At 42.3% G+C, this 11785-nt stretch carries 8 protein-coding genes; 6 read left to right on the forward strand and 2 right to left on the reverse strand.

Features of this window, described 5'->3' with window-relative positions; all coding sequences use genetic code 11:
- The first annotated feature begins 38 nt into the window (after window positions 1–38).
- The 6 genes from hpsO to RMY63_RS32625 all read left to right on the forward strand — a co-directional run bounded on the left by hpsO (window position 39) and on the right by RMY63_RS32625 (window position 4779).
- Window positions 39–1214 carry a hormogonium polysaccharide biosynthesis glycosyltransferase HpsO gene (gene hpsO / locus RMY63_RS32600; protein WP_322732670.1) on the forward strand — a complete coding sequence of 392 codons (1176 nt, stop codon included), beginning with the start codon at window positions 39–41 and terminating at the stop codon, window positions 1212–1214.
- A 77-nt stretch (window positions 1215–1291) separates the two neighbouring features.
- Entirely contained in the window at window positions 1292–2467 is a 1176-nt protein-coding gene (gene hpsP / locus RMY63_RS32605) for a hormogonium polysaccharide biosynthesis glycosyltransferase HpsP (protein ID WP_322732679.1), read from the forward strand.
- A 58-nt stretch (window positions 2468–2525) separates the two neighbouring features.
- Window positions 2526–2945, forward strand: a complete 420-nt coding sequence (locus tag RMY63_RS32610) for a XisH family protein (protein WP_322732671.1) — start codon at window positions 2526–2528, stop codon at window positions 2943–2945.
- Window positions 2933–3280, forward strand: coding sequence for a XisI protein (locus tag RMY63_RS32615; protein WP_322732672.1), 348 nt, complete (start codon window positions 2933–2935; stop codon window positions 3278–3280). The genes RMY63_RS32610 and RMY63_RS32615 overlap by 13 nt, the downstream gene beginning before the upstream one ends.
- Window positions 3281–3439: 159 nt before the next feature.
- Window positions 3440–4078 (forward strand): peroxiredoxin, encoded by a 639-nt coding sequence (locus RMY63_RS32620; protein WP_292860289.1) that lies wholly within the window; start codon window positions 3440–3442, stop codon window positions 4076–4078.
- 116 nt (window positions 4079–4194) lie between these two features.
- On the forward strand, window positions 4195–4779 hold the full coding sequence (locus tag RMY63_RS32625) for a Uma2 family endonuclease (protein ID WP_322732673.1): 585 nt from the start codon (window positions 4195–4197) through the stop codon (window positions 4777–4779).
- A 399-nt stretch (window positions 4780–5178) separates the two neighbouring features.
- Here RMY63_RS32625 and RMY63_RS32630 read toward each other — a convergent pair whose 3' ends face one another.
- Both RMY63_RS32630 and RMY63_RS32635 read right to left on the reverse strand, forming a co-directional pair.
- Entirely contained in the window at window positions 5179–10542 is a 5364-nt protein-coding gene (locus RMY63_RS32630; RefSeq protein ID WP_322732674.1) for an AAA family ATPase, read from the reverse strand.
- A 183-nt stretch (window positions 10543–10725) separates the two neighbouring features.
- Window positions 10726–11785, reverse strand: a 1060-nt coding sequence (locus RMY63_RS32635) for a HEAT repeat domain-containing protein (protein WP_322732675.1), incomplete at its 5' end; no start/stop codon positions are given.

Consider the following 11785-nt stretch of genomic DNA (forward strand, 5'->3'; position numbering starts at 1 on the left):
TCATTTGTCATTAGTGAATAACAAAGAATAAATGAAAAATGAGAATTTTAGTTGCTAGTCACACTTATATCGTAGACCTCAACTGTGAAAAATTACGCGCTTTATCTCAACTAGAACCTGACATTGAAGTGACAGTTGTAGTCCCAAAGCGCTGGAAACCGGGCGGTGTACAAAACAGAATTATTGAAACTGAATACTGTGATGAAGGTACATTTAGAATAGTTCCAGTTTCTAATTTTAGTCAAAATCATCAGGGACTCCTTACCTTTGGCGCTGATTTAATATCTTTAGTAAAACAATTTCGCCCGCAAATCATCCAAGTGGAACAAGGTTCTAGAGCCTTGGCTTATACTCAAATGATTGCCTTAAATCAGCTATTAGGACTCAAGGCAAAAAATATATTTTTTACCTGGTGGAATCTTCCTTATGAACTGAAATTACCAGTTGCTTTGTTAGAAAAATATAACCTCAATCACAGCCACGGCATTATTTCTGGCAATCAAGATGGAGCAGAAGTTTTGCGACAACGAGGATATAAAGGGGCAATTAAAGTCATGCCACAACTGGGTGTAGATGAAAGTTTATTTACTCCCAAAACTCAACCAGATTTAGCAGCTAAGTTTGGCATTGAAAAAGAGGATTTTGTAGTAGGCTTTGTGGGGCGATTTGTGCAAGAAAAGGGTTTATTAACGCTTTTACAAGCCTTAATTAGATTGCAAAACAAACCTTGGAAATTACTACTACTTGGACGAGGAGAGTTACAAACTGAATTACTCAAAATTGCGGCAGAAAACAATATTCAAAAACGGCTAATCTTAATCGAAAGTGTTCCCCATGACGAAGTTGCAAACTATATCAATTTAATGAGTACTTTAGTATTACCTTCAGAAACAACTTACAAGTTTAAAACCTTAACTTCTGCTGGCTGGAAAGAGCAATTTGGTCATGTATTAATTGAAGCGATGGCTTGCCAGGTTCCCGTGATTGGTTCTGATTCCGGGGAAATTCCCTATGTAATTGGTGATGCGGGTTTAGTATTTCCTGAAGGTGATGCTCAAGCTCTTGCTAATTGCTTAGTTCAATTAATAGATAAACCAGATTTTGCTCATACTCTGGGTGAAATGGGTTATCAAAAAGCAATGATTCAATATACAAATAAAGCTTTGGCTAAACAGCAATTAGAGTTTTATCAAGAGTTAGTCATTAGTCATTAGTCATTGGTCATTAGTGAATAATAAAGGATAAAGGACAAAGGACAAATGACGAAAGACAAATGACAAATGACAAAAAAATGAAAATATTACAAATTGTCCCCTCAATTTCTTTAATTTACGGTGGGCCTAGTCAAATGGTACTAGGACTAGCTCCAGCGTTAGCAAAAGAGGGAGTAGAAGTTACAATTCTCACAACTGATAGTAATGGTGATAATGGTCAAACACCTCTGGATGTTCCTTTAAATCGCCCAATTAAACAAGATGGCTATGAAATAATTTACTTTCGTTGCGCGCCGTTTCGTCGTTACAAATTTTCCCTAGATTTATTAAACTGGCTAAAACGTCACGCTCACGAGTTTGACATAGCACATATTCATGCTTTATTCTCACCAATAATTAGTGCTGCTGCTATTGTGTGTCGTCAGCAAAAGCTACCTTATATTTTCCGCCCTTTGGGTACTCTCGATCCGGCTGATTTACAGAAGAAAAAGCAATTAAAACAGCTTTATGTCGCAATTATAGAACGTCAAAATTTAGCTAGTGCCGCAGCAATTCATTTTACCAGCGACCAAGAAGCTAAAATATCAGAACGATTTGGAGTATCTACGCCAGATTTGGTAATTCCCTTGGGTGTGATTCCCCGTCAATCTTCTATTAAAAATGTATGTAGTCAGTTAGAACTACCAAAGGATGTAGCGTTGGTGCTGTTTATGTCACGAATTGACCCGAAAAAAGGGTTAAATTTGTTGATTCCGGCGCTAGAGAAGCTGTTAGCAGTTGGTTATAAATTTCATTTTGTCTTAGCTGGTACTAATCCCCAAGAACCAGATTACGAACAAAAGATAATATCCCAAATTCAAAATTCACCATTGCGATCGCACGCTACAATTACTGGCTTTGTCACTGGTGAACTCAAAGTTAGTTTACTACAAGCTGCTGATTTATTTGTCTTGCCTTCCTACTATGAAAATTTTGGGATTGCTGTAGCTGAAGCGATGGTAGCAGGTGTACCCGTAGTCATTTCTGACCAAGTGCATATTTGTCAACAGATACGTGATAGTGAGTCGGGTTGGGTGGGTACAACAGAAGTTGAAGCACTGGTAGAGTTACTGCAAGAAGCTTTAGAAAATCCCGCAGAACGCCAACGACGGGGATTAAACGCCCAAAAATATGCATTAGAAAATTTTAGCTGGGATGCGATCGCAAGGCAAACAATCCAAGCCTACCAAAAAATTCTGACAAACAAACTGTAAGTGTCATGGGAGCAATGTGATAGGTTGAAATAGCAAACTGTAAGATCAATCATCTCTTGTGGCTGCTAAAGATCGCTTTCATCAAGTTGTTAAAACATCTCTCACCAAGGATGGGTGGAATATTACTCACGATCCATTACAAATAAAGGTAGGCGGTGTTGATATGGAGATTGATTTAGGGGCGGAACGGTTACTGGCAGCAGAGCGAGGGGATGAAAAAATTGCGGTTGAAGTCAAAAGTTTTCTGGCTAGCGCATCCCCAATTTACCAGTTTCATACAGCACTGGGTCAGTTCATTAACTACCGAGCGGCTTTGCGTCGTGAAGAACCCGATCGCGTCCTCTATCTAGCTGTCCCTGACTTAACTTATAATAGCTTCTTTCAACTTGATTTTCCCGCCTCAATGCTACAAGAAAATACTGTCAAACTGCTTATCTACGATATTCAATTGGAGCAGATTGTACAATGGAAAATCTGACAGATCAATTAATGAACTATCAGCAAACTGTCCAGCACTTATTAATGGGCTATGCTCAAAATAAACCTGCTTATGGTGATATTGAAGTTGAAACTATTTTTGATACTCAGCGAAATCACTATCAAATTATGCATTTGGGTTGGCAACATAAGCGCTGGATTCATCAATGTGTAATGCATCTTGATATTCGGAATGAAAAAATCTGGATTTTCTACAATTCAACTGAACATGATATCGCGGCCGATCTAGTCAGGCTGGGTGTACCAAAACAAGATATTGTGCTGGGGTTCCATCCTCCTTTTATGCGTGAAATGAGTGATTATGGGGTGGGATGAGAGAGTTAGAGAACGTTTCTCACCGCTCGTCCGTTATCCGAGAGCGCTGACAACCTAAAATTTTGTTTCAAACTGCTAAAGTCCGATTGGGAAATAGGGGTTTTATGTCATGATGGCATACTAGAATATATATGCCTTTCTAACTACAGGGAATCTCTCATGGCTCTCCGTCTAGGTGACACAGTACCCAACTTTACGCAAGCCTCAACACACGGCGACATCGATTTTTACCAATGGGCAGGTGACAGCTGGGTTGTGCTGTTCTCTCACCCTGCTGATTTTACACCTGTTTGTACAACAGAACTTGGCACAGTTGCCAAGCTAAAACCAGAATTTGACAAGCGCAATGTCAAAGCGATCGCACTCAGCGTTGATGACGTAGAATCCCATAAAGGCTGGGTGGGAGACATTGAAGAAACTCAAAGCACCACTCTTAACTACCCAATTTTGGCAGATGCAGATCGTAAGGTTGCTGACCTTTACGATATGATCCACCCCAATGCTAATGCGGCTGTGACAGTGCGATCGGTTTTCGTAATTGACCCCAATAAGAAACTCCGTCTCTCTTTTACCTATCCTCCTAGCACGGGACGCAACTTTGATGAACTTTTGCGGGTGATTGATTCTCTGCAATTAACTGATAACTACAGCGTGGCGACACCAGCTGACTGGAAAGATGGAGAGGATGTTGTAATTGTCCCCTCACTGAAAGATCCAGAAGTACTCAAACAGAAATTCCCCAAAGGTTATGAGGAAGTAAAACCTTATCTGCGGCTAACTCCTCAGCCTAACAAGTAAATCTGAAAATGATTTTGGATAAGAAGCAAAGACGCCAAGATATAATTTTGCGTCTTTGTTTTTTTGCGTGAGAATATAGTCAGTTGGCTAGGCATCCGAACCTGGAGGATATCTCAATGTTTTCATCCCCTTTGGTTTTGCAAATTCCGTCATCAATGCAAATGACAGACGAACAATTTTTTGAGTTTTGTCAGGTGAATCGTGATTTACGCATTGAACGAAATAAATTTGGAGAATTGGTAATTATGCCTCCTACTGGTTCAGAGACAGGAAACCGAGAAGGTAACATATTTGGGCAGTTATGGGTGTGGTCAGAACAAGATGGTAGAGGTATAACTTTTAGCTCTAGTACAGGATTTAAGTTATCAACAGGTGCAGAACGCTCTCCAGATGCTTCCTGGATTAAATTAGAACGGTGGAATACTCTATCCCCAGAACAACAGCGAAAGTTTGCTCCCATTTGTCCAGATTTTGTAGTCGAACTCAAATCTTCCAGCGACAACCTCCAGACTTTGAAGGAAAAAATGGAGGAATATATGAATGAGCCAGAAATACAGTTAGGCTGGTTAATTGACCGTAAGCAGCGTAAAGTCTATATTTATCGTCCTGGATTGCCAGAAGAATGTTTAGATAATCCTGCTACCGTTAGCGGTAAGTTGGTATTGCCTGGGTTTATTTTGAATATGAGTAAAGTTTGGTAAGAAAATTTTATTTAAATTTAGGTTGGCGACAATACAGCAAACTAACTCGATTGAGTGTACCGAGCTCGCCATAACGCAATACGGTTCAGTTAAGGAAATTTATCTGTTGAGGCAGGGGGAGCAGGGGATGCAGGGGGAGCAGGGGGAGAAAAAAAACCTTATCTGAGCCGTATTGCGCCATAACGAGGATTATGCCGAACCTTGGTTAATTCTGACTGATTTATACCAATTCTCCAAAATGAGGCAACAGATATCAATCACCAAAGTCTTACTCCATCTAGGTTTCTTAATTGCAAATTGCGAATTGCGAATTGCGAATTGGTATTACCTGCTGAGGTGGCAGACCCTTGTTGGTATTCCATGGGATCTTGGATTGAGCCTGCCCCCCTGCCTCTCTTATTAAAATTTAACTGCCTCAGTAAAAATTGATGCTATCTGTTGTCCTGACTGACAGCGCTCAAGATACATCTGCGCGACTTGATCCCACGGGTTTTGCTGCAAGCAATCTTGAAAATACTCGGCTGCTGTTGCAAATTGTTGTTGTTCGTAACACGCTAATGCTGACGCAAATAACTCTAAGGTAGCTGTTTTACCTGCACCAATTTTTGGAGGATCGGCTGCAAACACTTCATGAACAATCACAGCATTTGTCTTACCCTTCACCTTTACCTGACCAACTACACGAATACCATAGCGATCGCGATTTTGTAAACGCTCAAAAGTTTGGTCGGTAATTAAGAGTGGGGCGTTGAATGTTTTGGTCAATCCTTCGATTCGCGCTGCTAGATTAACCGCATCACTAATCACTGTGCTATCCATACGATTCAACCCGCCGACTGTCCCCAAAATTAGCGAACCAGTATTAATCCCAATACCAATTTGAATTGGTAAGTAACCATTGGCTTGGCGTTTTTCGTTGTAGGTTGTTAATGTCTGCAACATGGCAATTCCCGCTAGTACCGCATCATCGGCATCTCCGGCAAATAAGGCCATGATCGCATCACCAATATATTTGTCGATAAAGCCATTGTTTTCCAAAATGATCGGCTCCATGCGACTGAGATAGGAGTTAATAAATCGGAAATTTTCGGCGGGAGTCATGCTTTCTGAAAGGGTGGTGAAGGCGCGAATGTCGGTAAATAAGACTGACATTTCCCGCTGCACCTGATCGCCTAATTGCACATCTATAATGCTTTGCTTGTTGAGGAATTGCAGAAATTGGCGAGGGACAAAGCGCTCATAAGCTTTGTTGAGTGCAGCTAAATCTGTATACAAACGGGCATTTTCAATGGAAATAGCTGCTTGTGCTGAAAGTAAGTTGAGCAACTCCAAGCGATCTGGGGTAAATGCTCCTGTTGTCAAGTTATTTTCTAAATAGACAATTCCTGCTAACTTTCCTTGGTTAATCAAAGGAGTACACAGAATCGATCGCGGTTGGTATTGGCGAATGTAGGGATCTTTGATGAATTCCCCAATCCCCACTGCTTCGTGGATGGCATCGTTTAGGACTACATTAGTTTTAGTGCGAATCACATAGTTAACGATCGCAGTTGAGAGAGTTTGGTTATCTTCAATACTGAGTGATTCCAATACCTGAATAGTATTCTCACCAACGGTTCCCTGAGCTTCAATCAAAAATTTGCCTTTGGTTGACAACAGCAAAAATCCCCGTTGCGCTCCGGCGTTTTCGATTAAAATCCGCATTAAATTAGATAACAGTTTATCTAGTTGAATTTCTTCGGAAAGGGTTTGAGAAGCTTTGATAACTGTCACCAAATCCAATGATTCGGAACGACTGGTACTTGTAAGATTGGTCGGGTTAGAAGTTGTGGTTGATAAAGTTGATTTAACAGCTTTTTCGAGAATGCGCGTTAAGATTTGGGGATACTTGGCTTCTAAATCTTTTACCTTGGCGATCGCTCCCCACTGCAAATAAAGATAGCGGGCTTCTTGCAGATAAACTTGGGCAATCTTGGATTTGTTCTGGGCTAGATAAAACTTGGCAGTTAATTCATTGGCGAGAGCTGCTTCATTAAAATATTGGTTTTCTTGGGCTAAGGCAATGGCCTGATCGTAACAGGCGATCGCCTGACTAGATTCCCCATGCACCCGATGCCATTCTGCTTCTACCAGCGCTAATTTATGAGTATAATTGACAGGAGAAAATTTTGCCCATACTTGCAATTTTTTCTGGTTCGCTGCCACTCGCTGGAGTAACTTTTGACGTTCTGCCGTACTGGCAACAGAGGCTAAAGCTAGTCGTCCTAATGAGTCATAAAAGTGGAACCATCCCACAATAAATAAAGCTACGACCGCATCTAAATAAGGAATTGCTAAATCAGCATTCTTGACGGCTGTGGCATAATCTTCAAACCAATAATTCAGCGTTAAGTGATTAGTATAAATATAAAAAATAGCTGTGCGATAGTTATTCTCGATATGCTGGGGTAACATAGCGGTTACATCATAAAATTCCCCCACCAACTGACAGGGATTAGCATTTTTGCCTTGTAAATTAGCAACTGCTTGGCGATAAAGTTGAATGAAAACAAATATCGGTTTTTTCTTGAACTGTTGAACTGCCTCTGCGTAAATAGCTAAACATTCATCCAATTCAGTCAGATTTTGACCAGTAAAATAGCAATGCATAGAGGATGTATTGGCAGAAAATGCAGCGTATTCAGTATCACCCGTATCGCGCCCAATTTGAAATGCTGCTTGCAGTGAAGGAATAGTATTTTGGAGTGGTTCTTGCCAGTGACGGACAAAGGAATTAACTACAAATAAAGTTCTCGCTTGCAGGTGCTTGGCATTGAAGCGATCTAGCACTTTCAAGGCTAATTCACCAAATTTATATCCCCCTTGCAAATCCCCAACAACGCCACAGAGAATCAAGCCATAGGTCGCGTAGGCAAAGGCTGATTCCGCCGCGTTGCCGTATTTCGCGGATATTTCTACCTGTTTAAAGACCGTCAAAGGAAAAATATTCGGGGCTGCTAGATAGGTTGCGGAGGCGATACTTGCAAGGATGTGAATTGCCGCTAATTTCGTGGGATGGGTGAGTTTTGGCAAGTCGGCTAAGGTGTGTACCTGCTTACCTACCAAAGCAAGTTTAGTTTTGAACAATCCCAACATAATTTGCGGTTGGCCGGGGTTGTTAGCTAAGGGAATGCCCAGCAGTTGCAGAACTTGCAGACCGAGTTTAGAAGCTGCTAAGAGTTGATCGTGGGCGATCGCAGCTTGGATTTTGATCGCATAAACCTGCACTTGATCGACTGTGCTGCGGGTCTTTTGCAGTACTTCATCTGTGAGTGCATCCATGCGTTCAAAGTCCCCACCCAGATAAGCAGCTTCGGCGGCGGCGGTGTGCAATGCCAAAGCTAGCTGATACTGCTGCCGCCAACAGTTAGCTGCTAGGCAGTTAATCCCCATTGTCAGATAATCTAAGGCGGGCTGATAGGCTGCTGAGGCTTTGGCTTTGTTACCTGCTGTTAAGTTCAACTGAGCTAGTTTTTGTCGCTGTTGACGATCTGTAATCAGGTCGATGCCAAAATTCAGTTGGTTAACAATGTCAAAAATCTTTTCTTCTTGCTTCTGGGGGGTAATGCTTTGTAATAATAGTTGCCCAATCTGCAAGTGTACTGCCTGTTTTTGATCGGTAGAAATCAGTGAGTAGGCAGCTTGCTGGACGCGATCGTGCAGGAATTTGTAGACTACATCCAAATTTGTCAAGTTCGCTGTTACTTCTCGATCAGCAACTTGCAAGAGTTGATAGTCATTGCCTTGGGGTAAAATTAGTCCTGTTTGCACGGCTTCCCAGAGTTGGGCGGCGACATCTGCAAGGGATTTTGAGCTAGCGATCGCCAAAGTATGCAAATCAAAGGAATTGCCAATACAAGCTGCTAATTTTAAAGCTTCTTGGGCGGCTACTGGCAGCTTTTGAATTTTCAGCGCCATCAACTCCACTACGTTATCGGTAATCTGCGCTGCCTGGATTTTTGTCAGTTGCCACTGCCATTGTCGCTGAGTGAAATTAAACTGTAGTAATTCTTCTGTGTACAGCGACTTCAGAAATTCATTCATGAAGAAGGGATTGCCATTAGTCTTCTGTTGCAGCAGTTCTGCTAGAGGAGTAATTTCTGCTAAATCAGTCTTGTTGAGGGTATCGCTGAGAAGTTGTTGAATTTGGGGCAATGCTAAGGGCGTTAAAGTCAGTTCGTGAATAGCCACCCCTGCTTGTTCTAAAGATGCGATCGTTGTCCGCAGGGGATGAGTTTTATCTACTTCGTTATCACGATAAGCACCAATCAGCAACAGATATTGACTATCTGCCTGACTAATTAACAACTGAATTAGCTGGAGTGATGCACTATCCGCCCATTGCAGGTCATCCAAGAACATTACTAAAGGATGTTCCTTTTGGGTAAAGACCTTAATAAAGTTTTGCAAGACTAAATTAAACCGAGTTTGGGCTTCCTTGGGCGATAGTTCTACAACGGGTGGCTGCTGACCAATAATTAGTTCCACCTCTGCAATTACTTCGATAATTACCTGACCATTTACACCAAGAGCATCTAATAATTTTTTGCGCCAAATGGTAATTTCGGCTTCACTTGTAGTTAACAACTGGCGAATTAAAGCTTGAAAGGCTTGAATTAAAGAACTGTAGGGAATGTTACGTTGAAATTGGTCAAACTTCCCAGAAATAAAATATCCCCGTTGCTGGGTAATCGGTTTATAAATTTCTTGAACTAGGGCTGATTTGCCAATCCCAGAATAACCTGCAATCAACATCACTTCACTCTGACCGTGACTAGCTCGCTCAAAAGCTGCCAGCAAATTTGCCACTTCCGCCTCGCGTCCGTACAATTTTTGAGGAATTTGAAATCTACCGGAGCGATCGTGCTGTCCGAGTTCAAATAAGTGAATTTGCCCTGTAGCGGTGAACATCTCAAGGCATTGCTGTAAATCTGCTTGCAATCCAAAAGCACTTTGATAACGCGCTTCGGCGGTCTTTTCCAGCAACTTCATCACAATTTGCGAAAGCGCTGGCGGAATTTGGGGATTAATTTGATCGGGCGGAATCGGTTGTTTGGCAATATGGCTGTGAACCAGTTCTACAGGATCGTCGCTAATAAAAGGTAAATTCTGGGTCAACAGTTCGTAGAAAGTAACTCCCAAAGAGTAAAAATCGGTGCGATAATCAATCGAGCGATTCATCCGTCCTGTTTGTTCGGGAGAAATATAAGCGAGAGTCCCTTCTAAAACATTCAGATTTTGCAAAGTGGGATTTTCCCGCGACAGCAAAGTAGCAATGCCAAAGTCAATTATTTTCGTCTGTTGAGTCGTGGGATTGAGAAGAATATTGGCAGGATTAATGTCTTTATGAATAATCTGTTGCTGATGAATTTCTTCTAAAGCAGCTGCTACTTGCATAGCCAATTGCAAAAAATTCTCTAGCGGTAGAGGCGATTGATTGAGTAACCCACGCAGAGGTTGTCCACCAAAATCCTCTAAAACTAAGACTAAGGTATTTTGATATTTTTTCAAGTCATAGGCTTGGATAATTCCCGCCGCTTGAAAGCGACGTGTGAGATCGTATTCAAGTTTAAACCGGGCGATCGCTTCTGGGGATGGGTATTCTTGCCACAGAATTTTCAGTACTACTGGTTGTCGATCTAACTCTCGATATCCCCGATAAACCTGAGAATTAGGGCTTGTGTGCAGTTCTGTCAGGACTTTATACCCTTCCAGTGTGATCATAGATTTCTCAAGCTTTTTCTGTAGTGTAGGGTCTATTCAGTATAAATTGCTTACCTTGCAAGTGAACAGAGATTAGCCGAATGCTACAGTTTACAAACTATGAGTAGATTGGAGGAAAGCGATCGTCTAATGCATATAACGGGAGTAAGCAAATTGTGTCTACAATTTTCCCGGAAGTTGCGCTTACAGTCGAAAAAGCCTAAGCCAGAGATTTTTGCTTAATTGCAAACGACGCTTCACAAATGTCAGTATTGGATTAAATCTAACTAACTCAGGATAAACAGGAATAAAAGACTCCTTTTGCTTGCTAAATCTAACTGCTAACGTCCTTGCTGAAGTAAAAATTTCGGCTTCATAAATGTCTATTTCCCAATCGTAGATGATTTTGTTTAACGCTTCTGCATTGCCAATATTAGCCAAAGCCAATGCCGCGTTGCGTCTCGCGTCAGATTTAGAGTCCTTGAGGGCGACGATTAATCCCGGCACAGCTTCTGCATTGCCAATATTAGCCAAAGCCAATGCCGCGTTCCGTCTCGCGTCAGATTTAGAGTCCTTGAGGGCGGCGATTAATCCCTGCATAGCTTCTGCATTGCCAATTCTACCCAAAGCCGATGCCGCGTAGCCTCTCACCTCAGAATCAGAGTCCTTGAGGGCGGCGATTAATCCCGGCACAGCTTCTGCATTGCCAATTCTACCCAAAGCCGATGCCGCGTAGTCTCTCACCTCAGAATCAGAGTCCTTGAGGGCGGCGATTAATCCCTGCACAGCTTCTGCATTGTCAATTTGATGCAAAGCCCATGCTGCGCTGCTTCTCACGTCAGATTTAGAGTCCTTGAGGGCGGCGATTAATCCCTGCACAGCTTCTGCATTGCCAATATAACCCAAAGCCAATGCCGTGCTGCTTCTCACACCATATTTAGAGTCCTTGAGGGCGGCGATTAATTCCGGCACAGCTTCTGCATTGCCAATATAACCCAAAGCCAATGCCGCGTAGTATCTCACGTCAGATTCAGAGTCCTTGAGGGCGGCGACTAATTCCGGCACAGCTTCTGGATTGCCAATTCTACCCAAAGCCGATGCCGCGTTGCCTTTCACCTCAGAATTAGAGTCCTTGAGGGCGGCGATTAATCCCCGCACAGCTTCTGGATTGCCAATATTACGCAAAGCCGATGCCGCGTTGCCTTTCACCTCAGAATTAGAGTCCTTGAGGGCGGCGATTAATCCCCGCACAGCTTCTGGATTG

It is taken from the genome of Nostoc sp. ChiQUE01b, from assembly GCF_034531255.1.
Classification (GTDB): Bacteria; Cyanobacteriota; Cyanobacteriia; order Cyanobacteriales; family Nostocaceae; genus Nostoc.

Bases quoted from the DNA above. Each gene is read 5' to 3' on its own strand.
- RMY63_RS32625 (WP_322732673.1), top strand. From the start codon at position 4,195: ATGTTTTCATCCCCTTTGGTTTTGCAAATTCCGTCATCAATGCAAATG.
- RMY63_RS32620 (WP_292860289.1), top strand. From the start codon at position 3,440: ATGGCTCTCCGTCTAGGTGACACAGTACCCAACTTTACGCAAGCCTCA.
- hpsO (WP_322732670.1), top strand. From the start codon at position 39: ATGAGAATTTTAGTTGCTAGTCACACTTATATCGTAGACCTCAACTGT.
- hpsP (WP_322732679.1), top strand. From the start codon at position 1,292: ATGAAAATATTACAAATTGTCCCCTCAATTTCTTTAATTTACGGTGGG.
- RMY63_RS32630 (WP_322732674.1), bottom strand. From the start codon at position 10,542: ATGATCACACTGGAAGGGTATAAAGTCCTGACAGAACTGCACACAAGC.
- RMY63_RS32615 (WP_322732672.1), top strand. From the start codon at position 2,933: ATGGAAAATCTGACAGATCAATTAATGAACTATCAGCAAACTGTCCAG.